Below are 25,946 nucleotides of genomic sequence, written 5' to 3'. Positions count from 1 at the left end.
ATTCGATGCGTGGGGGGCGGGTATGACGCAGAAGACCGCCCTCATCATGGCCGGTGGCACCGGTGGCCACATCTTCCCCGGCCTGGCCGTGGCCGAAGAGTTGCGCACGCGTGGCTGGCGCGTGCACTGGCTGGGCGCGCCCGGCAGCATGGAGTCACGCATCGTGCCGCAGCACGGCTTTGCTCTGGAACTCATCGATTTCTCGGGCGTGCGCGGCAAGGGGCTCGTCACGCTGGCCCTGCTGCCGCTGCGCCTGTTGCGTGCGTTCTGGCAGGCGCTGCAGGTCGTGCGCCGTGTGAAGCCCGATGTGGTGGTGGGCCTGGGCGGCTACATCACCTTTCCGGGCGGGATGATGGGCGTGCTCGCGGGCAAGCCTCTGGTGCTGCACGAGCAGAACTCCGTGGCGGGCATGGCGAACAAGGTGCTGGCCGGTGTGGCCGACCGGGTGTTCACCGCCTTCCCCAACGTGTTCAAAAAGGGCCAGTGGGTGGGCAACCCGCTGCGCACCGCCTTCACGCAGCAGCCCGGCCCGGCCGAACGGTTTGCGGGCCGCAGCGGCCCGCTGCGCCTGCTGGTGGTGGGTGGCAGCCTGGGCGCGCGTGCGCTCAACGAGATCGTGCCCCAGGCCATTGCGCTGATGCCTGCCGACCAGCGCCCCACCGTAGTCCACCAAAGCGGTGTGGCGCAGATCGATGCGCTGCGCGCCAACTACGCCGCCGCAGGTGTCGAGGCAGAGCTGACGCCTTTCATCGACGACACCGCCAGCGCGTTCGCAGCGGCCGACATCATCGTCTGCCGCGCGGGTGCGAGCACCGTCACCGAGATCGCGGCCGTGGGCGCCGCGTCCATCTTCGTGCCCTTCCCGTCGGCCGTGGATGACCACCAGACCACCAACGCGCAGTTCCTGGTGAATGCGGGCGGCGGCTGGCTGGTGCAACAGCGCGACCTGACGCCGCAAGGGTTGTCTGAAATGCTATTGAAATTGGAGCGGTCCACGCTTGTGGATGTAGCGCTCAAGGCCAAAAACATGCAAAAAATCAACGCCACCCGCGAAGTGGTGACTGCCTGCGAGGAGTTGGCATGAAACACGCGATTCGCCACATCCACTTCGTCGGCCTGGGCGGCGCCGGCATGAGCGGCATTGCAGAAGTCCTGTTCAACCTGGGCTACCGCATCTCGGGCTCGGACTTGGCCGACAGCGCCACGCTGCGCCGCCTGGCCGACCTGGGCATCAAGACCTGCCTCGGCCACGCGGCCGCGCACATCGATGGTGCCGACGCCGTGGTCACGTCCACAGCAGTCACATCGGACAACCCCGAAGTGCTGGCCGCACGCGAAAAGAAGATCCCCGTGGTGCCGCGCGCACTGATGCTGGCCGAGCTGATGCGCCTCAAGCAAGGCATTGCCATAGCCGGCACACACGGCAAGACCACCACCACCAGCCTTGTGACCAGCGTTCTGGCCGAGGCGGGGCTGGATCCCACCTTTGTGATCGGCGGCAAGCTCAACAGTGCGGGCGCCAATGCCAAACTGGGCAGCGGCGACTACATCGTGGTCGAGGCCGATGAGTCTGATGCGTCGTTCCTGAACCTACTGCCCGTGATGGCGGTGGTGACCAACATCGATGCCGACCACATGGAGACCTACGGGCACGACTTCGGCCGGCTCAAGGGCGCGTTTGTGGACTTTCTGCACCGCATGCCGTTCTATGGCACGGCCATCCTGTGTGTGGACAGCCCCGCCGTGCGCGACATCCTGCAAAGCGTGACCTGCCCCATCACCAGCTACGGCTTCGCGGAAGACGCCCAGGTGCGTGCCATCAACGTGCGTGCCGAGGCCGGCCAGATGCGCTTCACGGTGCAGCGGCGCAACGGCGTCACGCTGCCCGACATGGAGGTGGTGCTCAACCTCGCGGGCGAGCACAACGTGCTCAACGCGCTGTCGGCCATTGCCGTGGCGGTGGAGCTGAACATCCCCGACGACGCCGTGCAGCGCGCGCTGGCGGGCTTTAAGGGCGTGGGCCGCCGCTTCCAGCGCTATGGCGACCTGCCCGCGAAGGACGGCGGCACCTTCACCGTCATCGACGACTACGGCCATCACCCGGTGGAGATGGCTGCCACGCTGGCGGCCGCACGTGGCGCGTTCCCCGGGCGGCGCCTGGTGCTGGCCTTCCAGCCGCACCGCTACACGCGTACGCGCGATTGCTTCGAAGACTTCGTCAAGGTGATCGGCCATGCCGACGCGGTACTGCTCACCGAGGTGTATGCCGCAGGCGAGGCGCCTGTCGTGGCTGCCGATGGACGCTCGCTGGCCCGTGCCTTGCGTGTGGCAGGGCGCGTGGAGCCTGTGTTTGTGGACAACGTGGCCGATCTGCCCCAGGCCATTGCCAACAACGCACGCGCGGGCGATGTGGTGATGTGCATGGGCGCCGGTTCCATCGGTGCCGTGCCCGGCAAGGTGGTTGAGATGCTACAAAATAATGAGCTGAAAGCGCATGAAGGGAGCGCACCATGACCCTTCCTGAATCAAATATCGACGTGAAATCGCTGGGCAAGGTTGCCGTCCTGATGGGCGGAGACTCGGCCGAACGTGAGGTGTCGCTGATGTCGGGCAGCGGCGTGCTGCAGGCGCTGCGTTCGCGCGGCGTCGATGCCCATGCGTTTGACCCTGCGCAGAATGCGCTGGGTGATTTGAAGCGCGACGGCTATGCGCGCTGCTTCATCGCACTGCATGGTCGCCATGGCGAAGACGGCACGGTGCAGGGCGCGCTGGAGCTGCTGCGCATTCCGTACACCGGCCCTGGCGTGATGGCGTCGGCGATTGCCATGGACAAGGTCATGACCAAGCGGGTGTGGCTGGCCGAGGGCCTGCCCACGCCGCGGTACGTATGGTTGGCCCCTGACCGTCAACAGCGTGAAGTAGTGCGCACCGTGCCCGACGAGCTGGGTCTGCCGCTGATCGTGAAGCCGCCGCGCGAAGGTTCGTCCATCGGCGTGACCAAGGTGCGCGGCTATTCCGACATGCAGGAGGCCGTGCAGCTGTCGGCCCAGTACGACCCCGACGTGCTGTGTGAAGAGTTCATCGAGGGCGAGGAGGTGACTTGCCCTGTGCTGGGCCAGGGCGCCAACGCCCGCGCACTGCCGGTGATCCGCATCGTGGCGCCCGATGGCGCCTATGACTACCAGAACAAGTACTTCACCGACGACGTGAAGTACCAGTGCCCGAGCGGCTTGCCCGAGGCCGAAGAGCGCGAGATCCAGCGCATCGTGCTGGAGGCCTACCGCACCCTGGGCTGCCGTGGCTGGGGCCGGGCCGACCTGATGATCCGTGCGAGTGACCGCAAGCCCTTCCTGCTGGAGATGAATACGTCCCCCGGGATGACAGGCCATTCGCTCGTGCCCATGTCGGCCCGGGCCTCGGGCATCAGCTACGAAGAGCTGTGCCTGCGCATCCTCGCGGATGCCGCACTGGACACGCCCGCAAAGCCAAAGGCTGCCTGATGAATCAGACGCTGCCTGCACCCCTGGACGTCAAGCTCATGAACCTGACCGCGTCGGTCCTGTTCGTGGGCTGCGCCATGGCCGTGCTGGCGGCGGGCGCGTGGTGGGTGCTGCGCTACCCCGGCTTTGCCATTGCACGCATCGTGGTGCAGGGCGAACTGGTGCACAACAACGCGGTGACGCTGCGGGCCAACGTGGCGCCGCACCTGGTGGGCAACTTCTTCACGGTGGACTTGCGCGCGGCGCGCGAGGCCTTCGAGCAGGTGCCCTGGGTGCGCCGCGCGCAGGTGCGGCGGGTCTACCCAGGCAGCCTGCGCGTGGAGTTGCAGGAGCACGACGCCGTGGCGTATTGGGGCCCGGACACCGGCTCGGCGCTGGTCAATAGCCAGGGCGAAGTCTTCGAGGCGAATGTGGGCGATGTGGAGCAGGAAGGCCTGCCGCGCCTGCAGGGGCCAGCGGGCACCTCGGCCGAGGTGCTGCAGATGTACGGGCTGCTGGAGCCGGTGTTCCAACCGCTTGGGCTGGATGTGGAAGAGCTGGAGCTGACAGGGCGGGGCGGCTGGCGCGCCACCCTCGACAGCGAGGCTGTGGTGGAGCTAGGCGGCGGCACGCCGCAGGAAGTGGTGCAGCGCACGCAGCGGTTTGTGCGCACCCTCACCCAGGTGGCCGCGCAGTACGGCCGTCGGGTGGATGCGCTGGAGTCGGCAGACCTGCGCCACGCCGGGGGCTACGCGCTGCGCCTGCGGGGCGTGACCACAGTGAGTGCAGACGCAACCGGCGCGACGGCTGTGCGCAAGAGGTGATGGCATGAGGAACAACAGGACTGGACGCAGCATGCTGCAGACCCCGAGAGGGCGGTGTGAGGGCTTGGTGGGACAGCGGGACAGAACCGAGAAGGGCAGAGACTGATATGGCAAGAGAATACAAAGACGTCGTCGTGGGGCTGGACATTGGCACCGCCAAGGTCATGGCCGTGGTGGCCGAGGTTCTGCCCAATGGCGAGCTGAAGCTCGCAGGCTTGGGCGTGGCCCCGAGCAATGGTCTCAAGCGGGGCGTGGTGGTCAACATCGACGCCACGGTCCAGAGCATCCAGCAGGCCCTGAAAGAGGCCGAGCTGATGGCGGACTGCAAGATCCAGCGCGTCTACACCGGCATCACCGGCAGCCACATTCGCGGCCTCAACTCCAGCGGCATGGTGGCCGTGAAGGACAAGGAGGTCACGTCGGCCGACGTGGCTCGCGTGGTGGAGACGGCCAAGGCCATCAACATCAGCAGCGACCAGCGCCTGTTGCTGGTGGAGCCGCAGGAATTCGTGATCGACGGGCAGGACGTGAAGGAGCCCATTGGCATGAGCGGCATCCGCCTCGAAGCCAAGATCCACATCGTGACCGGCGCGCAAAGCGCGGCCGAGAACATCATCAAGTGCGTGCGCCGCTGCGGCCTGGAGGTCGAGCAGCTCATGCTGAACCCGTTGGCCAGCAGCCAGGCCGTGCTGACCGACGACGAGCGCGAGCTGGGCGTGGTGGTGGTGGACATTGGCGCAGGTACGACGGATGTGGCCATCTTCACGGGTGGTGCGATCCGTCACACGGCGGTGATCCCGATTGCGGGCGACCTCATCACCAGCGACATCGCGATGGCGCTGCGCACCCCTACGAAGGACGCCGAAGACATCAAGGTCGAAAGCGGCTACGCCAAGCAGCTGCTGGCGGACCCCGAGGCGCAGGTGGAAGTGCCCGGCCTGGGCGACCGCAGCCCGCGCATGCTGAGCAAGCAGGCGCTGGCCGGTGTGATTGAGCCGCGCGTCGAAGAAATCTTCTCGCTCGTGCAGCAGGTGGTGCGCGAGTCGGGCTACGAAGAAGTGCTGTCGTCGGGCATCGTGCTCACGGGTGGCAGCTCGGTGATGCCCGGCATGATCGAACTGGGCGAGGACATCTTCCTCAAGCCCGTGCGGCGCGGCATCCCCAAGTATTCCAGCGCGCTGGCGGACATGGTGGCCCAGCCCCGTGCCGCCACGGTGATGGGCCTTCTGGAAGAGGCCCGTCTGGCGCGCCTGCGCGGCTTCAAGGTGGCTCAGAAGAGTGGGTCCATGAAGACCGCATTCGGGCGTTTCAAAGATTTCATCGTGGGGAATTTCTGACCATGAAATATCCCCTGTGGCTGGCGCGTGGGAGCCCTCACAAGATACCGCGCGAGCGATGGCGATGTACAGGACCGCCACGCACTACAAGAAAAATGATCCCATCTCTCAATTGGCAATTGCATACGAATTTAGAACCAGGAGCTCCAAGATGACCATCGAAATGATCGAAGCCGAAGAATTCAACCAGGGCACCCAGATCAAGGTGATCGGTGTGGGCGGCGGCGGCAGCAATGCCGTCGAGCACATGATTGCCCGCAGCGTGCAGGGCGTGGAGTTTGTCAGCGCCAACACCGACGCGCAGGCGCTCACGCGCAGCTCGGCCCACCGCGTCATCCAGCTGGGCAACAGCGGGTTGGGCGCAGGGGGCAAGCCCGAGAAGGCCCGCGACGCGGCCGAGGCAGCGGTGGCCGATATCCGTGAAGCCATTTCCGGCGCCCACATGCTGTTCATCACGGCGGGCATGGGCGGCGGTACGGGCACGGGCGCTGCGCCCGTGATCGCGCGCGTGGCCAAGGAGATGGGCATCCTCACCGTGGGCGTGGTCACCAAGCCTTTCGACTGGGAAGGTGGTCGCCGCATGAAGAATGCGGACGATGGCCTGGCCGAACTGGAAGCCAACGTGGACTCGCTGATCGTGGTGCTCAACGAAAAGCTGCTGGATGTGCTGGGCGACGACATCACCCAGGACGAGGCCTTTGCGCACGCCAATGACGTGCTCAAGAACGCCGTGGGCGGTATCGCTGAAATCATCAACGAATACGGCCAGGTGAACGTGGACTTTGAAGACGTGCGCACCGTGATGGGCGAGCCCGGCAAGGCCATGATGGGCACGGCCACGGCGAGCGGCCCAGACCGTGCACGCATCGCTGCCGAGCAGGCCATTGCCTGCCCGCTGCTCGAAGGCATCGACCTGTCGGGCGCCAAGGGCGTTCTGGTGCTGGTCACGGCCAGCAAGGGCAGCCTCAAGCTGTCCGAGTCGCGCCAGGCCATGAACACCATCAACGCCTACGCATCCACCGATGCGCATGTGATCTTCGGCGCCGCCTACGACGAAAGCCTGGGCGATGAGATCCGCGTGACGGTGGTGGCCACGGGCCTGTCGCGTGCCAATGCACGCCGCCAGCCCATCTCGGTGGTGCAAGGTGGTCTGCGCACGGGCACGGACAACATGGCCTACCAGATGCCCGTCGCCGGTGTGGGCACGCTGGGTACCGCTGTGGGCGTGCCTGGCGGCCATGCGGGCAGTGCCCAGGCCGACTACGGCAGCATGTCGGTGCCCAGCGTGTGGCGCACCAACCGCACGCAGGCGGCAGCCCGCGTGGATGCCCTGTCGTCCGGCGGCATGGATGACCTGGAGATCCCCGCCTTCCTGCGCAAGCAGGCGGACTGACAGCCCCGCTGATCGCACTCCGCCGCCCCTTGATGGGGGTGTAAAACAAAAAGCCCTGCCAGCGCAAGCTGGCAGGGCTTTTTTACTGATGTAGCGTGCTTCAGCGCGCGTTCAAGCCTGGGTGGCCCCAGGCCTCTCAGCGATCAGAAAGACTCCCAGTCATCGTTGTTGTCTGCCGCAGTCTTGGGGCTGCTGGCCTTGGGGGGCAATGCCGCCGCTGGGGCGGGTGAAGGCGCCGCAGGGCGAGGGGCTGCCGGCGCCTTGGCCAGGGCTGGGCGGGGTGTTGCGGCGCGCACTGCAGGAGCCACGGCGGGGCGTGGCGCGGCTGCGGGCCGGCTGGTCGGGGCGGGCGCGGAGGTGCTGCCGTTCACACGGAAGAGCGCCACCACCTGGGTGAGCTTCATGGCTTGCTCGCGCAGACTGTCGGCGGCGGCGGTGGATTCTTCCACCAGCGCAGAGTTTTGCTGGGTCATCTGGTCCAGCTGGTTCATGGCGGTGTTGACCTGCGCAATGCCCTGGCTCTGCTCCGACGTGGCGGCACGGATCTCGCCAATGATGTCGGTCACGCGCTGCACGCTGGCCACGATCTCCGTCATGGTGGCACCCGCATTGCCCACCAGGGCCGTGCCGGACTCCACCTTCTCGACCGACGCGCCGATCAGCGACTTGATCTCCTTGGCGGCTTCGGCGCTGCGCTGCGCCAGGCTGCGCACCTCGCCGGCCACCACGGCAAAGCCCCGGCCCTGCTCGCCGGCACGGGCGGCCTCCACGGCGGCATTGAGCGCCAGGATATTGGTCTGGAACGCGATGCCGTCGATGACACCGATGATGTCGCTGATCTTCTTGCTGCTGGCATTGATGTCCTGCATGGTGGAAACCACCTGCGACACCACCTCGCCCCCGCGTGCCGCCACTTCGGCGGCGGACGTGGCCATCTGGTTGGCGGTCTGGGCGGAGTCGGAGGTCTGCTTCACCGTGCTGGTCAGCTCCTCCATGCTGCTGGCCGTGGTCTGCAGGTTGCTGGCCGTGTCTTCGGTGCGGTGGGCCAGGTCATTGTTGCCTTGCGCAATTTCGCTGGACGCGGTGGCAATGCTGTCGGTGGCCGAGCGCACTTCGGTCACCAGCTTGCGCAGCGAGGTCACCATGTGGGCGAGGCCGTCCAGCATGGAGCCCGGAGGGGCGGCCGGAATCTGCGCGTCCAGGTTGCCTTCGGCCACCTCGGACATGATGGCAATGGCATGGGTGGGCTCGCCGCCAATCTGGCGCAACACCGAGCGCGAAACCAGCAGGCCGATCACCCCCACCGCCACAAACACCGCCAGCACCAGCGCCAGGCTCGACCACAGGGCCTGGCGCAGCATCACATCTACGTCGTCTGTGTACAGCCCGGAGCCGACCATCCAGTTCCAGCCATCCACCTTGACGATGTACTGCAGCTTGGGCACGGGAGTCTGCTGGCCGGGACGCGCAAACATGGTGGGCACAAAGGCCTTGCCATCCTTGCTGTTGCGCATGCCGTTGACCAGCAGGCCAATGATGTCCACGCCCGAACCGTCCTTGACCTTGCCGAGCATGTCCTGCCCGTCCCATTCGGTCTTGAAGGGGTGCATCACGCCCACGCCCTCCGTGGTCCAGATGTAGAAATATTCGGTCTTGCCTTCGGGGCCGCCGTAACGGGCAATGCGCAGGGCGTCCTTGGCGGCTTTCTGCGCATCTTCTACCGACATGGCGCCGCTGGCGGCCTTGGCCTGGTAGCCGACCACGATGCTGTGGGCGGACTGTACGGCGGTGGTCAGCATGTCCTTGCGGGACTCGGTGATCAGCCGCCGCTCCTGGAGGAGGGACAGGATGGCCATGATCAGCAGCGCCGTGAGCGCGGTGCCGATCATGAGCATGACCTTCATCTTGAAACCGAGTTTGCTCATGGGAGTCTCCTGCGGGGCGGGTGTAGTGAGTTCATGTCGTGTATTTTCAAGGCCCTTAGAGCGCAAATTGTGCGACCAAGCATGGGGCCTGCACAGTAGGTGAAAACGCGGCGGTAGCTCTACGTACGCGTCTCTGAAGGGCTGACAAGACCTCGGCGCATGCGGGGCGGCGGCGCAGAAACTAAAATGCGCGGATGCTCCAGCAACGCACCCTCAAGACCCTGACCCGCGCCGTAGGCGTGGGTCTGCACAGCGGCCAGCGGGTCGAGTTGACCCTGCGGCCCGCGCAGCCGGACACGGGCATCGTGTTCCGGCGGGTGGACCTGCCGCAGCCGGTAGACATTCCCATCCGTGCCGAGGCGGTGACGGACACGCGGCTGGCGTCCACCATCGCGGTGGGCAATGCCAAGGTGCACACCGTGGAGCATCTGATGTCGGCCTGTGCGGGGCTGGGCATTGACAACCTCTACGTGGACATTACGGCTGAAGAGGTCCCCATCCTCGACGGGTCTTCGGCCTCGTTCGTGTTCTTGCTTCAAAGCGCCGGGGTGGAGCTGCAAAACGCGCCCAAGCGCTTCATCCGCGTCACCCGCCCCGTGGAGGTGCGCGAGGGTGAAGGCGCCAACGCCAAGTGGGCGCGCCTCACGCCGTACCACGGCTACAAGCTCAGTTTTGAAATCGACTTTGACCATCCCGCCGTAGACTCCACCGGCCAGCGTGTGGAGTTTGACCTGGGGCAAGGCAACTACAGCCGCGACATCGCTCGCGCGCGCACCTTTGGCTTCACCCGCGATGTGGAGATGATGCGCTCCAACGGCCTGGCGCTGGGAGGCGGGCTGGACAACGCCATCGTCATGGACGACTACAAGGTGCTCAACAGCGACGGCCTGCGCTACGACGACGAGTTCGTGAAGCACAAGATCCTGGATGCCATGGGCGACCTGTACCTCATTGGCAAGCCGCTGCTGGCCGCCTACAGCGCCTTCCGCTCGGGCCATGCCATGAACAATTTGCTGCTGCGCGAGCTGCTGGCCCAGCGCGATGCCTGGGAAGTGGTCACCTTCGAGGATGAGCGCCAGGCACCCACCGGCTTTGCGCAGCCTGCGCGTGCCTGGTAGGGCCCGTTGGCCATGTTGATCTTTCGCTGGCTGGCCATGCTGCTGCTTTTGGCGGCCGCCGTGTCATTTGCGTTTTATGCCGGCACCGGGCAGCCGCGCTACAAGCGCCTGGGGCTCGTCATTCTCAAGTGGACGGTGATTGCCGCGGTGTTCTTTTTTGCAGTGATCCTCATCGGCCGCCTGGCCTGATGTATCGGCTGATGCGCGGGCTCTGCGGGCCCGTTTTTTCCTCTGCCCTATACTCGCGCCTGCTCCGGGGTGTGCTGATGCGCTGAGATGCAAGGGTCCTGAAGGAATTCAGGCGAGCTTGCGAACCCGACGAACTTGATCCGGTTCATACCGGCGGAAGAAGAGCCGACCTCCTTGTCCCCGTGCCCGCAGTCCCTGTGGGCACGCCATGCCTCAGGTGCTGCCATGCGCAGCCACCCGAGGGGCGCACAGGTCCATTCCGGAGCAGACCCCACCGCCACCGGAACCAGGAGACCTGCCCATGAACGCCCCCGACCCTCACACCCCACTGGCCAGCGCTGAAAAGTTTGCCGAGCTGCTCGCCCGCACCCGCGAGCCCTTCCCCGCATCGCGCAAGGCCTATATCCCCGGCCAGTTGCACACTGACCTGCGCGTGCCCGTGCGTGACATTGCGCTCACCAATGGCGAACTGGTCAGCGTGTACGACACCTCCGGCCCCTACACCGACCCGAACGCCATGATCGACGTACGCCAAGGCCTGGCCAGCGTGCGCGGTGGCTGGATCACCGGCCGTGGCGATGTGGAGCACTACGAAGGCCGCGCGCCCGTGGCGCTGGACGACGGACAAAAGAGCGAAGACGCCACCCGCCTGGCCCAGTTGCGCGCCGAAGCCGCCGCCCTGCAGCGCAAGCCCCTGCGCGCCAAGGCGGGCGCTAACGTCACGCAGATGCACTACGCCAAGAAGGGCATCATCACGCCCGAGATGGAATACGTGGCCATCCGCGAAAACGGCAAGCGCGAGTGGATGGAGCAGTACATGGCCGACGCAGGCCGTGAGAAGCGCCTGATGGGCAACCCCCTGGGCGCCAGCATCCCGCGCATCATCACGCCCGAATTCGTGCGCGACGAAGTGGCCCGGGGCCGCGCCATCATCCCCGCCAACATCAACCACCCCGAGGTGGAGCCGATGGCGATTGGCCGCAATTTCCTGGTCAAGATCAACGCCAACATCGGCAACTCGGCCGTCACCTCGAGCATTGAGGAAGAAGTCGAAAAACTCGTCTGGGCGATCCGCTGGGGTGCCGACAACGTGATGGACCTGTCCACCGGCAAGAACATCCACACCACGCGCGACTGGATCGTGCGCAATTCGCCCGTGCCGATTGGCACGGTGCCCATCTACCAGGCGCTGGAAAAGGTGGGCGGCGTGGCCGAAGACCTGACCTGGGAAATCTTCCGCGACACGCTGATCGAGCAGGCTGAGCAGGGCGTGGACTACTTCACCATCCACGCGGGCGTGCGTCTGGCCTACATCCACCTCACGGCGCAGCGCCGCACGGGCATCGTCTCGCGCGGCGGCTCCATCATGGCCAAGTGGTGCATGGCGCACCACCGCGAGAGCTTCCTGTACGAGCACTTCGAGGACATTTGCGACATCATGAAGGCGTACGACGTGTCGTTCAGCCTGGGCGACGGCCTGCGCCCCGGCTGCGCCTCTGATGCCAATGACGAAGCGCAGTTTGCCGAGCTGCACACGCTGGGCGAGCTGACCCAGGTGGCCTGGAAGCACGACGTGCAGACCATGATCGAAGGCCCCGGCCACGTGCCCATGCACATGATCCAGGCCAACATGACCGAGCAGCTCAAGACCTGCCACGAAGCGCCGTTCTACACCCTGGGCCCGCTGACCATCGACATCGCGCCGGGCTATGACCACATCGCCAGCGCGATTGGCGCGGCCATGATCGGCTGGATGGGCACGGCCATGCTGTGCTACGTGACGCCCAAGGAGCACCTGGGCTTGCCCGACCGTGACGACGTGAAGCAAGGGATCATTGCCTACAAGATTGCCGCCCACGCGGCCGACGTGGCCAAGGGCCACCCCGGCGCCCGCTCGCGCGACGATGCGCTCAGCCAGGCGCGCTTCGACTTCCGTTGGCAGGACCAGTTCAACCTGGGCCTGGACCCGGAGACGGCCAAGGAATACCACGACGAGACCCTGCCCAAGGACTCGGCCAAGGTGGCGCATTTCTGCTCGATGTGTGGGCCCAAGTTCTGCTCGATGAAGATCACCCAGGAAGTGCGCGACTTTGCCGCGCAAAAGGGCGTGGCCGAGGCCGAAGCCCTGGCCCAGGGCATGCAGGCCAAGGCGGCCGAGTTCCAGCAGGGCGGCGGCGAGCTGTACATCCCCCTCAAGCCCGTGTGATGGCAGCGGCGCAATAAGCGCAGCTACTGGCCCCGAGGATTCCCTGAAACAGGGCCCCGGGGCCGTGCTTACCCTGTGCGGCGGACGGCCTGGCCCGGCATATAGTCCCGCCCACCCCCGGCCCAGAAGGTGGGGGGTGTGTGTGGCACCAAATTTGCTATGCTGGACTATCTGTTAAAAAATGTAAGGAAGAGCCATGAACGCTCTCGGCCGCTTCTCCATCCGCACGCGTCTCTACTTCGGAACCGTCTTCTCCCTGATCCTTCTGGTCGTCATCGGTGCCATGGGCTACGTAGCCCTGGACCGCACGCGCGGCACCCTGCAAGTGCTGTTTTCAGAGCGCGTGCAGACGCTGACCGACATGTCCGAGCTGCGCACCACCCTGGGTGACCTGCGCCGGACCGAAAAAGACATCATCATCAACTTCAACAACTCGGTCGAGGTCTCTGCCCTGCGCGAGTCCTGGGCCAAGACCCTGACCTCCCTGCGCAAACGCTTGGCCGATGTGCGCCAGGTGCAGTCGGGCGATGCGGATTTTGTGGCCTCCATCGACAAATCGCTGGACGAGATCAAGCAGTACGAAACCGGCATTTCGCCCATCTTCGAGAAGATCGAAGGCGCGCAGCTCGACGGCGCCGGTGGCGGCGCCTACGCCGATCGCCTGAAGGTCCACATGGAGGCCACCGACAAGCTGTTCTCCAGCCTCGCGGACTCGGCCCGTGCGCAGATGGACGAGGCCCGTGCGGGCGTCGAATCACGCACCTCCACCATGGCCGCGCTGATCGGCGTAGGCCTGGTGCTGGCACTGGCCGTGCTGATTCCGCTCACGTTCTTCAGCGTGCGCTCCATCACCAAATCCCTCGGGCAGGCACAAGAGCTGGCCGAACGCATTGCCAGTGGCGACCTGTCGCGCGACGTGGCGGCTATGAACCAGGACGAAGTGGGCCAGTTGGTGGGCGCCATGGGCCGCATGCAGGACTCGTTGCGTGACCTGGTGCGCCAGGTGCAGGACGCGGCGGGCAACATCTCCACCGCCAGCTCCGAGATCGCCAGCGGCAACCACGACCTCAGCCACCGCACCGAGCAGACGGCGGCCAACCTGGAAGAGACGGCCTCGTCAATGGAAGTGCTGACCAGCACCGTGCAGCAAAGCGCCCAGGCCTCGCGCCAGGCCAGCGACTTTGCCTCGACCGCCGCCGAGGTGGCTGCGCGCGGCGGCGCCGTGGTGTCGCAGGTGGTGACCACCATGGACCAGATCACCACCAGCTCGCGCAAGATTGCCGACATCACGGGCGTGATCGATTCGATTGCGTTCCAGACCAACATCCTGGCGCTGAACGCTGCGGTGGAAGCTGCCCGTGCCGGTGAGCAGGGCCGCGGCTTTGCCGTGGTGGCCAGCGAGGTGCGCAACCTCGCGCAGCGCAGCGCCGAGGCCGCCAAGGAAATCAAGGGCCTGATCGGTTCGTCGGTGGAGCGGGTGGAAGACGGCTCGCGCCTGGTGAGCCAGGCCGGCCAGACCATGACGGAGATCGTGAGCAGCGTGCGGCGCGTGTCCGACATCATTGCGGAGATCACCGCCTCGTCGGCCGAGCAAAGCGACAACATCGGCCAGATCAGCCAGTCGGTCACGCAGCTTGACCAGATGACCCAGCAGAACGCGGCGCTGGTGGAGGAATCTACCGCAGCGTCCGAGTCGCTGCGTGAGCAGGCCCACCACCTCAACAGCGCGGTCAGCCAGTTCAAGCTGCAGGATGGCGCATCGCCCTCGGCCACGTTCAACACCCCCGTTGCCGCAGCACCCGCCGTCGCCCAGGTGGCACGCCGACCTGCGTTGCAGATCCGGTAATTTCAGGTGTTTTTGGCTGGTAGTGCTAGTGCTTCATGCGCTAGCAGCTATCAGATGTATAGCAAATCAGTCCCGCGTCACCCGCAGCACTTCTTCGCGGCTGGTGATGCCGGCGGCAATCAGGCGTTCGCCATCCTCTCGCATCAGTGCCATGCCATCGGCCATGGCGGCGGCGCGGATGTCGGCCTCTGACGCCTGGGCGTGGATTTGCGCGCGGATCGCGTCCGTGGTCACCAGCAGTTCGAACACGCCGGTGCGGCCGGTGTAACCCGTCTGGCCGCAGTGCTCGCAGCCCGCGCCGTGGCAGTGGCTGCAGAACTTGCGCACCAGGCGCTGGGCCAGCACGCCCAGCAAAGACGACGACAACAGGAACGGCTCCACGCCCATGTCGGTCAGGCGCGTGACGGCGCTGGCCGCATCGTTGGTGTGCAGCGTGGCCAGCACCAGGTGGCCGGTGAGTGACGCCTGGATGGCGATCTGCGCGGTCTCGAAGTCGCGGATTTCACCAATCATGATGATGTCCGGGTCCTGCCGCAGGATGGCGCGCAGGGCCTTGGCAAAGGTCAGCTCGATCTTGCTGTTGACCTGGGTTTGCCCCACGCCGGGCAGCTCGTATTCGATGGGGTCTTCCACCGTCATGATGTTGTTGCGCGTGGCGTCGAGCCGGCCCAGCGCCGCGTACAGCGTGGTGGTCTTGCCCGAGCCCGTGGGGCCCGTCACCAGGATGATGCCGTGCGGCTGGCCGATCAGGCCCTCGAAGCGGTGCAGGGTGTCGCCCTGCATGCCCACGGCTTCCAGGCTCAGCTTGCTTTCGCTCTTGTCCAAAAGACGCAGCACCGCGCGTTCGCCATGGGCGCTGGGCAGGGTGGACACGCGCACGTCGATGGCGCGGGTGCCCAGGCGCAGGCTGATGCGACCGTCCTGGGGCAGGCGTTTTTCGCTGATGTCCAGGTCGGCCATGATCTTCAGGCGCGAGATCAGGGCGGCGTGCAGCGCGCGGTTCGGCTGGACCACTTCGCGCAGCGTGCCGTCCACCCGAAAGCGCACGCTGCTGTGGCGCTCGTAGGGCTCGATGTGGATGTCGCTCGCGCCGTCGCGTGCGGCCTGTGTGAGCAAGGCGTTGAGCATGCGGATGATGGGCGCGTCGCCAGCGGACTCCAGCAGGTCTTCCACCGCCGGTAGCTCCTGCATCATGCGAGAGAGGTCGGCATCGCTCTCGACCTCGCTCACCACGGTTGCAGCGCTCGATTCGCTGTGCGAATAGGCTGCGCTGATGCGCTGGGCCAGGGCCGGGGCATCCAGCGGCAGCAGCTGCTGCACCGGGTGCTTGCGCAGCACTTCGGACAGCGCGCCCGCGTCGGGGCTGGGGCCGTGCCACAGCACCAGCTGGTGGCCGTCGTCCTCCAGCAGCAGCTGGGCGGTGCGGGCAAAGGCGTAGGGCAGGGGGTGGCGCATGGGGGGCGGCTCTTCTCTTCTCAGCGTGGCGAAGTCTCTGCGGGCAGCGGGGCCAGCGGCTGCGCCGGCACGGTGGCTGCGCCGGGCTCTGTGCGCTGTGGCAGCGCGGGCAGGATGGGCGCGCCGGACACCGACTTCATCACCACGCTGGGGGCGGGCTGCGTGGTCTGCTGCAGCGCGCGGATGGCCTCGTAGCGGTCCATCATCAGCGCATCGCTGGTGGCGTTGTCGCGCACCACAATGGGGCGCAGGAACACCATCAGGTTGGTCTTGTTGCGGGTGCGGTTCTCGCTGCGGAACAGGTTGCCCAGCACCGGGATGTCGCCCATCACCGGCACCTTGTCCTGGCCTTGCGAGTAGCTGTCTTCCAGCAGGCCGCCGATCACGATGATGTTGCCGTCGTCCACCACCACGTTCGACTCGATGGAGCGCTTGCTGGTGGTGGGGCCGTTGGCGTTGCTCAGCGTGGCGGTGTCGATCTTGGAGACTTCCTGGTAGATGGCCATCTTCACCGTGCCGTTCTCGCTGATCTGCGGACGCACCTTCAGCATCAGGCCCACGTCCTTGCGCTCCACCGTGGTGAACGGGTTCACCGTGCTGCTGCCCGTGCTGTTGGCGTACGAGCCGGTCACGAAGGGCACGTTGTTGCCGATGATGATGCGCGCCTCTTCGTTGTCCAGCGTCATCAGGTTGGGGGTGGAGAGCACATTGGCGTCGCCGCTGTTCTGCAGAAAGTTCGCCAGCGCGCCCAGGTAGTACTGGCCGTTGACGCGCGGCGCCAGCGCCAGGTTCAGCCCCTTGCCCAGCGAGCTGGCCGCCGAGGCGATGGAGGTGGTGGAGCCCGAGGCCAGCGCGGCTGTCACGTTCAGGATGTTGGCGCCCGCCTGGCCGGAGTTGGTACCGATCACGCCCACGGTGCCATCACCGTTCTTGCCCAGAACGCCCTGCCACTGGATGCCGAACTCGGCCACCTTGTTGGCAGAGACCTCGACGATCAGGCTCTCGACCAGCACCTGCGCGCGACGGCCGTCGAGCTTGTCGATCACGTCGCGCAGCTGGCGGTACAGCGGCTCGGGCGCCGTGATGATGAGCGAATTGGTGGTGGGGTCGGCCTGGATCTGCCCGCCGGTGGAGGGCTGGTTGTTGTTGGTACTGCTGGTACCCATGGCGCTCGCGCTGGAGCCCAGGCCGCCGGTGCTACTGCTGCTGGACGAGCTGCCGTTGGTGGACAGCATGCCGCCGGTGCTCAGCCCCGTGCTGGGTGCGGGCGCGCTGGCACCACCCCCGCCGCTGGCCGCACCGCCATTGTTGCCGCCCATGGCTGCCATGGCGGCGCGCAGGGTGGTCGCCAGCTTGGTGGCGTCGGCGTTCTTGAGGTAGACCACATGGATGTTGCCGCTGGCGGCGCTGCTGCCGGGCGCAGGCGCCTGGTCCAGTTGTGCCACCAGGGCGCGCACCTGGGCCACGCGGGCTGGGTTGGCGGCGCGCAGGATCAGCGAGTTGCTGCGCGGCTCGGCAATCAGGGTGGTCTTGAACGATGTGTCGGCCTGGCCGGGCGCGGCCGCAGCGGCGACGCCCCCGTTGGCGCTGCCGCCATCGATCAGGCGCGACACCAGCGGTGCCAGGTCGCTGGCAATCGCGTTCTTGAGCGGAATCACCTCCACATCGCTGGCGTTGGACACATCCATGGCCGCCACGATGCGCGCCAGGCGCTGCAGGTTGTCGGCGTAGTCGGTGATCACCAGCGAGTTGTTGCCGGGGTTCACGTTGATGGTGTTGTTTGGGCTGATGAGCGGGCGCAGCACCGGCACCAGATTGGCCGCGTTCTCGAAGTTGAGCTTGAAGATCTGCGTGACGATCTGCCCGCCGCCGGGTGCGCTGCCCGCGTTGCCCTGCACCACGCTCACGCTGCCGCCCTGCAGCTTGGCGTCGGCCTCGGGCACCACCTTGTACAGGCCGGCTGCCTCCACCACCGTGAAGCCCTGCAACCGCAGCGCGGCCAGGAATTGCTGGAACGCGGCGGCAGGCGTTACCGCGCGCTCGGTCACCAGGTTGAGCTGGCCTTTCACGCGCGGGTCCACCACTACGTTGCGGCCGGTGATGGTGGCCATGGTGCGGGCCACGGCCTCGATCTCGGCGTTGGCAAAGTTGAGCGTGACGGGTTCGCTGGGGCGCACGCTGCCGGTGCGGGTGTCCACCGCCGTTTGGGCGCCAATTTGACCGCTAGCGCAGGTAAGTATTGCGCTGGCAGCTATTGTTTTGAGAGTAAAGCGCAGGCGTGGAGCAAACAGGAAAGTCATAGATTCAACCCACGGTGATGATGGAGCGCGCGCCATTGCGCCGTCCGATGATGTTCAGAAGATTAGACAGTGCGGCCTCTCGCTCGGGGGCGGCACTGGCCTCGCCCGCAAAGCGCAGGCGGTTGCCCACCCACTGGCCGCTGCCGCTCAGTTGCAAGGCCCCGTCGAGCGTGCTGAGGGCGAGTGTGGGCACCTCGCCACCCTGCAGCACCAGCCGGTAGCTGCCCATGGGGCGCAGGGTGGACAGGCGCGAGGACATGGCCCGTGCATCCAGCTGGGCCTGGCCCGACAGCACCATGCGGCCAGCGGCCCATTGCACGGCCAGCGCGCGGGTCTGCAGCGCCAGCTGGCCTTGCGGCTGCAGCGTGTTCCAGGGGGTGCCCAGGCCGGCCAGCAACGCGGCGGGCCACTGGCTCTGGCCGTCGGCCAGGGTGATTTGCGGGCCGGCCCAGCGCAGGTGCACCTGGGCTTGCAGGGGCTCCGCCGTGCAGCAGCCCGCTTGCAGCCGGGCGCGCAGGCCGCCCCAGGTGGGGCGCAGCTGCCAGTCCACCCGGCCGGGGAGGGCGGCGCTGTCTTTGCTGGCCTGGCCGCCGGTCAACACCAGCTGGGCCGATCCGGTCCACACCGTGCCGCGTGGCTGCAGCAACTGCACCTGCCCCTGGGTGGCGCGGGCCACGCCGCCGGCCAGCCAGTGCGCGGGCGCAAAGGCCACCACGGCGGGCAGCACGCCCACCAGCGCACCGGCCCATGCCCAGCCCCACGCTGTGCGGGGGGCGGAGCGGGGGGCAGGGCGTGTCGGACGGAGGTTGCGGGCCACGGTGGGGAGGGTGTCGTTCAGTGCAGTGAAGGGGCGGCGAGTCAGCGGGCCGGTGCGGCAGGCAGGGCCAGCACCACGGTGCCATCCCAGCGGGGCATGGCCACGGGTGCGCTGCCCAGGGTGACGGGTGCATTGCCAGCCGGCGGCGCAGCGGTAGCGCTGCGGGTCAGGCGTGCTTCGAGCGGCGTGGCGCGGGCGTTGCTGCGGGCCTGGGCCAACCACTGGGCCAGCGCGTCGGCCGATGCGCCTTTGAGCGTGACCGTGGCGCGGTCGCCCGCCACGTTGAGCTGGGCCGTGTTGCCCAGGCGCTGTGTCAGGGCGGTGCGCAGCGCACCCACGGCATCGCCGGGGCTGGTGGCGGGGGTGGCCTGCAGCTGCTGGGCCTCGGCCTGCAGGCTTTGCATGCGCTGCAGCTGGGCGTCGAGTGCGGCGTGCCGCGCGGGCGCGGCGCGCAAGGTGCCAAGCGCGGGGGCAACGGCTACCCACCACAGCAGGGCCAGCGCCACCACCGTGCCGGCGGCCAGCACCAGGTTCTGCTCGCGGGGTGCCAGGGCTTTCCAGCGGTCCTGGAGGGCGGAGGGTTGGGTCATGGGCTCACCTCGGTGCGCAGCAACAGGCTGCCATCGTCCATGCGGGCGCGGTAGCCGGCGGCTTGCAGGCGGCCAGACACCACAGATTCTTCATCGGGGGCCAGCGTCACGCCCCGCAGGCGCAGCTCGCCGGGCGTGTATTCGATGCTGCTGGGCAGGCGGCCATCGGGCAAGGCGGCGCCGGCCGCTGCCAGCAGGGGCTCCAGGTCGCGCGCCGACACGCTACCGGCGGCCTGCCGCAGCTGAGCGAGTTCGCGTTCCATCTGCACCGGCGCATCGACGACCACCTGCACCTTGGGAAAGGTCTGGGTCAGGGTATTGCGCACGCTGGCCTGCTTGGCGGTCAGTGCTTGCCGTTCTTGCCAGGCCCAGGCGTTCAGCCCCACCAGGTGCGCCACCACCAGAACGCCAGCGCCCCAGCGGGCGGCACGCCACTGCGGGGCGTACAGCGCCGCACTCAACGCGCTGCCCACCTTGCGCAGCGCGCGGGTGCTGCTGGTGCTGGAGAGGTCGAACTGCGCCAGGTCCCAGTCGCCACGGGCGGCATCGAGTGCGCGCTGGCTGGTGGTGTGCAGGGCAATGCGTTGGCCTTGCTGGCCCAGGGTGCGTTCGGCCAGCGCAGCCACGGCGGGCTCGGCGCGGACCACGAGGGCCTGGTCGTCGCCAGCGTCGGCGGCCGGCAAACCGGTACGCGCCAGCGTCAGGGCCATGGGCGTCAGCGGCAGCACGGCCACGCCCTGGTCGGCACCATGGCCGGCGAGCACCACATAGGCTTCTTCGGGCGTTCCCAGGGCACACAGCTCGGGCTGGCCGGTGGCTGTGGGGCCGGGCGCAAATTCGGGCACCACGCGGGCCACGCGGCGGCCTGCGGCCTCCAGTGCCTGCAGGTGTTCGCGCAGCCAGGCGCGGTCGCACACGGCCACCCACACCGGCTCGCCAGCCTGCGCGCGGCTTTGTGCGCCGGGCTGCAGCGCAAAGTGCAATTGGCTGGCATCGTCCAGCACGCGGTCTTCGAGCAGGCCTTCGAGCACCGAGCGCAGCCGGGGCGTCTGTTGGCCGGCGCCCAGCGGCACACCGGCCGGAATGGTCACGCGTTGCCACGACAGCGCCCGTGCGGGCACCACAGCCACGACCTCGCCGCCGGGGCGGGTGGGCTCGGGCAGCAGGGCAGCGGGTGCGGTGGCGTGCTGGAGGGCGGAATGGCCGTCTGCCGTGAGCGTGTAGGCGTACTCGGAGGCGGGTCCCGGGCGTGCCGGCGGCAGGAAAAGGATCAGGGTGCTCATGGGCGGGTTTTGCGGGCCATTTTAGGGGGCGGGCGTGACACGGCGGCGGTGTGGGTGGTGCGGTGTTGAGGGTTGTTGTGCCTCAGAACAGGTTCTCAACGCTGCGCCCCTGGCAGGGTTTGCGTGGTTTCCCGGTCGAAGGCCCCGCGCTCGCGCCACAGCGTGGTCACGTCGATGCCCTGTTTGCGGACCAAAGAGCGCTCGTCCACCATCGCATCGCCCAGGCGCAGGCGGCCCCGCACTTCAAAGTACGACGAAGCCACGGCATGGGCACTTTCGTTGATGTCGATGCTGGCACCCACCAGGTCGCGCACGTCGCTGAGGGTGCGGAAATGCCGCGCTTCGCGGGCCTGCACGATCTTCTGGGCCGTGGCGCTGTCCAGCCCGTCGACGGCGGCCATCAGCACGTTGATGTCGGCGGTGTTCAGATTGACTGGGGTGCGCACGGGCAGCAGCGTCACATGGGGGGCGAGCGCCGCCACCGTGGCCGGGGTCAGGCCCAGCCAGCCTAGCTGGCTCACGCTGGGGGGCAGCAGGGGGGCGGAGCCGCTGTCGGTGCCTGCACCCGCCTGCGCGCGGCGCAGGCCGTCGATGAGGGTGCTCAGCTGCTGGCCGGGCAGGCCCAGGCGCTCGAACAGCCGGGTGAACTGCCGCAGGGCCACGGCCTGCACCTGCCCACCTTCTGCGAGGTTGGTGATGTTCAGGCGGCCCTGCAGGTCGGTGATCTGGCCCGACAGGAAGGCCTCGGTGGTGTCGGTGCTCGCGTCGTCCACCTGTGTCACGTTCTTGTCGGCCGCGAGGAAGGTGGACAGGCGGGCCTCCTGCAAGGGGATGGCCCAGGGCTCGGCCAGGTGGTCGGCTCCGCCGGAGCGCCCATCCTCGCGCAGGATCAGCCGCGACCAGTCGAGCGCGCCGATCAAGATCCACGCGGACTGCACGCGGCCGCGCTCGGCCGTCTCGACCTCTACCGCGCGCCACTGCTGCCACATCGCGGCGGCCGCGAAGGTGGCGACCAGCGTGACGGTGAGCATGGCGGCGAGCAGGGCGGTGCCGCGTGCCTTGTGTCTGTGCGGTGTGTGCCGCTGGGGGCTCATGTCCTGCCTCCGCCCAGCACGGGGTTGACCCAGTCACGCGTGAGCTGGCCCGTCAGCGCCTGGCCCGGGGGCAGGGTGATCTGCAGGCGGATGCCGTCCGGGGTGGCCGAGGTGCTGTCGCCCGTCGGGGTGCCTGTGCTCGACTGTGGGTTGGACCATGCGCCGCCCCGGTAATAAAAGATCTGCCAGTTGTCCAGCGGCAGCAGCGTCACCTCGTAGCGCCGCTCGGCGTCGCCCGGCGTGCGCGCCCACTGGGCGGCCTGCTCCCAGGCCTGCCGCCAGTCGGCGCGGGTGCGCACCGGCGGCGACTGCCAGCGCAGCCACTGGCCGACGCCCTGGTTGTTGTTGCGGCGGGTCCAGGCCACCACCAGCGCACCCTCGTCGGGCACGGCGCTGCTGCGGCGGGTGAGGCGCAGCACCTGGCCATCCCAGTCCAGCGGCGTGGTGTTGGCGATGGAGACCAGGGCGTCCAGGTCCGTCCCCCACTGGCCCAGCGCGGCCTGCAGCACCAGCATCTCGTCCGCCCGCTGGCGTGTGGACTCCTGCGCCCGCACCATGCCATCGAGCCCGCGCCAGCTCAGGATGGCGATCAACGCCATGACGCTGATCGCGACCAGCAACTCGATGAGTGTGAAGCCGCGCGGGGCCTTCAAAAATGGCGCGACGCGAGGCCAGCGCACCCGTGGAACTGGCTCTGCCAGGCCGCCGGGTGCGTCCCCCTCACGGGGGGAAGGCGCGAAGCGACTCAGGGGGGGCATTAATACCTTCCAATGATGGTGGAGAGGCGCAGGATGGAGTTGTCCCCGTCCAGCACCTGCGCATCGATGCGCCGAAAACTCGGGTTGGGCGTAGGCCGCACGATGGTCACCACCTGCAGCTGGCGCCCGGCCTGCTCGCAGGTCAGGCTGCTGTCACCCACGCTGGGCATCTGGCGGGAGAGCCGGGCCTTGACCAGCTCGTTCTCCGCGCACAGCTGCGCGAGCACGATGTCGGACTGCCGCAGGGCGTTGCGCGTGAGCGCCGTCGTGGCCTGCAGCCCCGCCATGAGGGCGATGGCCACGATGGCCAGCGCCACCAGCACTTCCACCAGCGTGAAACCCCGGTGGCCGATGAGAGGGCGGCGCATCCTCACTGCACCGCATCCACGGAAAACGGGCGCACGCCGTCGGTGGCAATGCGCAGGGTGCGGTCGGGGGAGGACTGGTGGGTGATCATCACCTGCTGCGGGCCGATCAGGGGCTCGGGGCCCAGTAGCAGCACTGCCGGCCCGCGCACCACGGTGCCAGGGTCCAGCCACTGGTTGGGCAGGGCGGCCTGTGCGCTGCGCGGCAGCCCTTCAAAGCGGAAGCCCCCCGGCAGCGCGCGCCAGCGCACGGGGATGCCCCCGGCGCGCGACTGGGCGCGTGCGGATTCGAGCAGCGCCGCCAGCCGCGCGGCCTCCCGCTCCAGCTGCGTCTGCCCGCCATCGCGCATCGCCAGCCCCACGCCCGCCGTGGCCAGCGCCATGATGCTGATGACGACCAGCAACTCCAGGAGGGTGAAGCCCCTCTGAGCTGCTGCACGGCTTCTTCCGAAGAAGACGCCAGTGGCCTGGCAAAGCCAGTTCCATGGCGTCCCTCGCTGGGCGCGTGCCCGTTTCATGGGGCTGGGGCACCTTGGCAATGAGCGGTCACTGCCAGCTGCCAATATCGGCGTCCTTGCCTTCGCCGCCCGACTGGCCATCGGCGCCGAACGACATCACGTCGATCTCGCCCTTGATGCCGGGGTTGAGGTATTGATAGGGGCGGCCCCAGGGGTCGTTGGGCAGCTTTTCGAGGTACAGCTTCCAGTTGCCCGGCACGGGGCCCGCAGTGGGCTTGATGACCAGGGCTTGCAGGCCCTGTTCGGCCGTGGGGTAGCGCTGGTTGTCCAGGCGGTAGAGCTTGAGCGCCTGCATGATGTTGGTGATGTCGGTGCGGGCGGCCGTCACGCGGGCATCGTCGGCACGTTCGAGCACATTGGGCACGATCAGCGCGGCCAGCACGCCGATGATCACCAGCACCACCATCAGTTCGATGAGGGTGAAACCACGGGCCACGGACTTGGCAACGCGGCGCGGGGCGGAGCGCACAAGGAGGGAGAAAGAAGTGTTCACTGCTGGCGGTCTCTCGGATGGTCGAATCGCGTGAATCATAATCCCCGCATGGTGACCAATACGTACAGCAAATGGGGCGTCCGCCTGGGGACTCTGGTGCTCTGGGCAGCAGCCGGTGCCAGCGTGGTCTATTGGGGGCTGCGTCTGTCGGCGCCTTCGTCCGCATCCGCCGCGCCGGCCGTGGCGCCTGCCCCGGTGGCCATGGATGCGCAGGCGCTGGCGCGTTTGCTGGGTGCGGCACCTGCCGCCCCTGGCGTGGCAGCACCGGTGGCGCCTACCGCAAGCCGGTTCACGCTGATCGGCGTGCTGTCGGGGCGAAGCAGCGGCGGCGGAGCCGCATTGATTGCCGTGGACGGCAAGCCCGCCAAGCCCTTCCGTGTGGGCGCTGCTGTGGATGAGGGGCTGGTGCTGCAGGCCCTGGGCCCCCGCCAGGCGCAACTGGGGGCCAGCATGGGCGGGCCTGCCACGGTGACGCTGGACATGCCGCTGAAAAACTGACGTTCTTTTTGTTGGCCTGCCGCACGTGGCGTCAGGCCAGCTCCCTGATTTCCCATTCCCCCCAGCCCGGCGCCGCAGCCGGCCAGTCCTCCGAGCGGGGCAGGGCGCTTTCACCACGCTCCTGCAACCAGGCCACGCAGCGTGCCACCCCGGCGTGGGTGATCCACACCACATCCATCGTCCCCTGATCATTGCGCCATTCTCGGGCGGTCTGCAGGGCGGCCGCCACGCGGTGCAGCATGTGGGCCAGGCTTTCGCCCCCGCCGGGTGCGTGGGTGGCGAACCCGGCCACCCAGGTGTCGATGGCACTTTTGCCGATGGCCTCCCAGGTTTGCCCTTCCCAGCGGCCGAAGTCCATCTCGCGCAGCCGGGCGTCGGGGGTAAGGGTCAAATCGGGTCTGAGCGCTTGTAATTCATGCGCTAGCAGCTCACATCTTTGTAGCGTGGAATAAACCACGAGGGCTCCAGCGGGCAGGGCTGTTGCCAGGCGCTCTGCTGCTGCGCGGGTGTCCTGCGCGTCGGCCGGCACGTCCAAAGCGCCGTAGCAGGTGCCTGGGGCAACCAGCGGGGCCGCATGGCGCACCAGCCACAGGCGGTTTTTGGCGGCGGCGGGAGGGGGCGTCATAGCCATCGCAGTGCGATGGCAGCGCCCAGGTAGAACCCGATCTCGCTCACCTGCTGCGTGGCGCCCAGGCAGTCGCCGGTGAAGCCTTGCAGCCGTCGGGCGAACCAGCGCGCCATCCAGGCCGCGCAGAGCGCGCTGAGAGCGATGGATGCTACCAAAAAGAGAGCTGATTGGGTATATCCCACTAGCACCAGGGGCGGAAAACACCATAAAAGCGCCGCAACCAGTGCCTGGCCGGAGATCTGATCGGCCAGCGGCTTGCTTTTGGAGCGCGCCGTGTCGCCCACATGCGGCAGGCTGCGCACGATGAGCAGGGGCCAAAAGCGCGACAGCACATGCGCGCCCACCAGCGCCGCCAGCGCCGCCAGCAGGCTGTGTGCCCCCAGCAGCGTCAGCAGGCTGAGCTTGGCCAACAGCGCCAGCACCAGCGCCATGGCCCCGAAGGCGCCGATGCGCGAGTCCTTCATGATGTCCAGCGCGCGTTCGCGGTCGTAGCTGCCGCCCAGGCCATCGGCCACATCGGCCAGGCCGTCTTCATGGAAACCGCCCGTCATCAGCACCGTGGCGATGGTGCAGAACACCGCTGCCACGGCCGGGGCCAGCGGGTTGGGCGCCATCGCCCAGTGCAGCGCGGCATACACGGCCGCAGACAGCAACGCCGCCAGCCAGCCAATACCCGGAAAGTGCGCCGCGCTGGCCCGCAGCATGGCCGGGCTGTAGCCCACCCAGTTCGCCAGCCGCCCGGTGACGGGGATGCGGGTGAAGAACTGCACGGCCAGTAGGTAGTGGCGCAGGGCTTGCATGGTGTGCCGTAGGGGCTTGATGCTTCTGTT

The 25,946-nt window shown here is 67.6% G+C and carries 24 protein-coding genes and 1 riboswitch; of the genes, 11 read left to right on the top strand and 13 right to left on the bottom strand.

Annotation, left to right across the window (positions count from 1 at the left end; all coding sequences use genetic code 11):
- The first annotated feature begins 22 nt into the window (after window positions 1-22).
- The 6 genes from murG (at window position 23) to ftsZ (ending at window position 7,033) form a co-directional block, all read left to right on the top strand.
- Window positions 23-1,084: an undecaprenyldiphospho-muramoylpentapeptide beta-N-acetylglucosaminyltransferase gene (gene murG, locus ACT531_RS00230; protein ID WP_476016076.1), complete on the top strand. Its 1,062-nt coding sequence runs from the start codon at window positions 23-25 to the stop codon at window positions 1,082-1,084.
- Complete coding sequence (murC, locus tag ACT531_RS00225; RefSeq protein WP_060985578.1) at window positions 1,081-2,514, top strand: UDP-N-acetylmuramate--L-alanine ligase; 1,434 nt, start codon at window positions 1,081-1,083, stop codon at window positions 2,512-2,514. The genes murG and murC overlap by 4 nt, the downstream gene beginning before the upstream one ends.
- Window positions 2,511-3,500, top strand: coding sequence for a D-alanine--D-alanine ligase (locus tag ACT531_RS00220; RefSeq protein WP_015012557.1), 990 nt, complete (start codon window positions 2,511-2,513; stop codon window positions 3,498-3,500). Before murC ends, ACT531_RS00220 begins: the two co-directional genes overlap by 4 nt.
- On the top strand, window positions 3,500-4,303 hold the full coding sequence (locus ACT531_RS00215; RefSeq protein WP_015012558.1) for a cell division protein FtsQ/DivIB: 804 nt from the start codon (window positions 3,500-3,502) through the stop codon (window positions 4,301-4,303). Before ACT531_RS00220 ends, ACT531_RS00215 begins: the two co-directional genes overlap by 1 nt.
- A gap of 107 nt (window positions 4,304-4,410) precedes the next feature.
- On the top strand, window positions 4,411-5,640 hold the full coding sequence (gene ftsA, locus ACT531_RS00210) for a cell division protein FtsA (RefSeq protein WP_015012559.1): 1,230 nt from the start codon (window positions 4,411-4,413) through the stop codon (window positions 5,638-5,640).
- 151 nt (window positions 5,641-5,791) lie between these two features.
- Window positions 5,792-7,033, top strand: coding sequence for a cell division protein FtsZ (gene ftsZ / locus ACT531_RS00205; protein WP_060985579.1), 1,242 nt, complete (start codon window positions 5,792-5,794; stop codon window positions 7,031-7,033).
- 143 nt (window positions 7,034-7,176) lie between these two features.
- Here the strand turns inward: ftsZ and ACT531_RS00200 are convergent, their stop codons facing one another.
- Entirely contained in the window at window positions 7,177-8,958 is a 1,782-nt protein-coding gene (locus tag ACT531_RS00200) for a methyl-accepting chemotaxis protein (protein WP_476016075.1), read from the bottom strand.
- 194 nt (window positions 8,959-9,152) lie between these two features.
- On the opposite strand from ACT531_RS00200, the gene lpxC reads away from it, so the two are divergent.
- The 4 genes from lpxC to ACT531_RS00180 all read left to right on the top strand — a co-directional run bounded on the left by lpxC (window position 9,153) and on the right by ACT531_RS00180 (window position 14,317).
- Entirely contained in the window at window positions 9,153-10,076 is a 924-nt protein-coding gene (lpxC, locus tag ACT531_RS00195) for a UDP-3-O-acyl-N-acetylglucosamine deacetylase (RefSeq protein ID WP_015012562.1), read from the top strand.
- A 12-nt stretch (window positions 10,077-10,088) separates the two neighbouring features.
- Window positions 10,089-10,265 (top strand): hypothetical protein, encoded by a 177-nt coding sequence (locus ACT531_RS00190; protein ID WP_015012563.1) that lies wholly within the window; start codon window positions 10,089-10,091, stop codon window positions 10,263-10,265.
- A 55-nt stretch (window positions 10,266-10,320) separates the two neighbouring features.
- Window positions 10,321-10,444, top strand: a riboswitch (TPP riboswitch).
- 122 nt (window positions 10,445-10,566) lie between these two features.
- Window positions 10,567-12,471, top strand: coding sequence for a phosphomethylpyrimidine synthase ThiC (gene thiC, locus ACT531_RS00185; protein WP_476016074.1), 1,905 nt, complete (start codon window positions 10,567-10,569; stop codon window positions 12,469-12,471).
- Between the two features lie 196 nt (window positions 12,472-12,667).
- Window positions 12,668-14,317 (top strand): methyl-accepting chemotaxis protein, encoded by a 1,650-nt coding sequence (locus tag ACT531_RS00180; RefSeq protein WP_110961378.1) that lies wholly within the window; start codon window positions 12,668-12,670, stop codon window positions 14,315-14,317.
- A gap of 66 nt (window positions 14,318-14,383) precedes the next feature.
- Here ACT531_RS00180 and ACT531_RS00175 read toward each other — a convergent pair whose 3' ends face one another.
- From ACT531_RS00175 to gspG, 10 genes are all read right to left on the bottom strand, one after another.
- The gene (locus ACT531_RS00175) at window positions 14,384-15,772 is read right to left on the bottom strand and encodes a GspE/PulE family protein (protein ID WP_110961377.1); all 1,389 of its coding nucleotides are present in this window, start codon (window positions 15,770-15,772) and stop codon (window positions 14,384-14,386) included.
- 20 nt (window positions 15,773-15,792) lie between these two features.
- Window positions 15,793-18,072: a type II secretion system secretin GspD gene (gene gspD / locus ACT531_RS00170; protein ID WP_476016073.1), complete on the bottom strand. Its 2,280-nt coding sequence runs from the start codon at window positions 18,070-18,072 to the stop codon at window positions 15,793-15,795.
- A gap of 4 nt (window positions 18,073-18,076) precedes the next feature.
- Window positions 18,077-18,889 (bottom strand): type II secretion system protein N, encoded by an 813-nt coding sequence (gene gspN / locus ACT531_RS00165; RefSeq protein WP_422848746.1) that lies wholly within the window; start codon window positions 18,887-18,889, stop codon window positions 18,077-18,079.
- A 41-nt stretch (window positions 18,890-18,930) separates the two neighbouring features.
- Window positions 18,931-19,479, bottom strand: coding sequence for a type II secretion system protein GspM (gene gspM, locus ACT531_RS00160; RefSeq protein WP_476016072.1), 549 nt, complete (start codon window positions 19,477-19,479; stop codon window positions 18,931-18,933).
- Window positions 19,476-20,762 carry a type II secretion system protein GspL gene (gene gspL / locus ACT531_RS00155; RefSeq protein WP_476016071.1) on the bottom strand — a complete coding sequence of 429 codons (1,287 nt, stop codon included), beginning with the start codon at window positions 20,760-20,762 and terminating at the stop codon, window positions 19,476-19,478. Before gspL ends, gspM begins: the two co-directional genes overlap by 4 nt.
- Window positions 20,763-20,857: 95 nt before the next feature.
- Window positions 20,858-21,856: a type II secretion system minor pseudopilin GspK gene (gspK, locus tag ACT531_RS00150; protein WP_476016070.1), complete on the bottom strand. Its 999-nt coding sequence runs from the start codon at window positions 21,854-21,856 to the stop codon at window positions 20,858-20,860.
- On the bottom strand, window positions 21,853-22,509 hold the full coding sequence (locus ACT531_RS00145; protein WP_476016069.1) for a PulJ/GspJ family protein: 657 nt from the start codon (window positions 22,507-22,509) through the stop codon (window positions 21,853-21,855). Before ACT531_RS00145 ends, gspK begins: the two co-directional genes overlap by 4 nt.
- A 104-nt stretch (window positions 22,510-22,613) precedes the next feature.
- Window positions 22,614-22,982, bottom strand: coding sequence for a type II secretion system minor pseudopilin GspI (gene gspI / locus ACT531_RS00140; RefSeq protein WP_099731212.1), 369 nt, complete (start codon window positions 22,980-22,982; stop codon window positions 22,614-22,616).
- A 2-nt stretch (window positions 22,983-22,984) separates the two neighbouring features.
- On the bottom strand, window positions 22,985-23,383 hold the full coding sequence (locus tag ACT531_RS00135) for a type II secretion system protein GspH (RefSeq protein WP_476016068.1): 399 nt from the start codon (window positions 23,381-23,383) through the stop codon (window positions 22,985-22,987).
- Between the two features lie 142 nt (window positions 23,384-23,525).
- Window positions 23,526-23,990 carry a type II secretion system major pseudopilin GspG gene (gspG, locus tag ACT531_RS00130; protein ID WP_043565124.1) on the bottom strand — a complete coding sequence of 155 codons (465 nt, stop codon included), beginning with the start codon at window positions 23,988-23,990 and terminating at the stop codon, window positions 23,526-23,528.
- Between the two features lie 48 nt (window positions 23,991-24,038).
- Between gspG and ACT531_RS00125 the strand changes: the two genes are divergently transcribed.
- Window positions 24,039-24,488 (top strand): type II secretion system protein N, encoded by a 450-nt coding sequence (locus ACT531_RS00125; RefSeq protein WP_476016067.1) that lies wholly within the window; start codon window positions 24,039-24,041, stop codon window positions 24,486-24,488.
- A 31-nt stretch (window positions 24,489-24,519) separates the two neighbouring features.
- On the opposite strand, the gene ACT531_RS00120 is transcribed toward ACT531_RS00125, so the two are convergent.
- Both ACT531_RS00120 and cobS read right to left on the bottom strand, forming a co-directional pair.
- Window positions 24,520-25,113, bottom strand: coding sequence for a histidine phosphatase family protein (locus ACT531_RS00120; protein WP_476016066.1), 594 nt, complete (start codon window positions 25,111-25,113; stop codon window positions 24,520-24,522).
- Window positions 25,110-25,916: an adenosylcobinamide-GDP ribazoletransferase gene (gene cobS / locus ACT531_RS00115; RefSeq protein ID WP_110961367.1), complete on the bottom strand. Its 807-nt coding sequence runs from the start codon at window positions 25,914-25,916 to the stop codon at window positions 25,110-25,112. Before cobS ends, ACT531_RS00120 begins: the two co-directional genes overlap by 4 nt.
- Window positions 25,917-25,946 lie beyond the last annotated feature (30 nt).

Source organism: Acidovorax sp. DMC1, from assembly GCF_056314325.1.
This window is presented reverse-complemented; position numbering and strand designations above follow the sequence as displayed.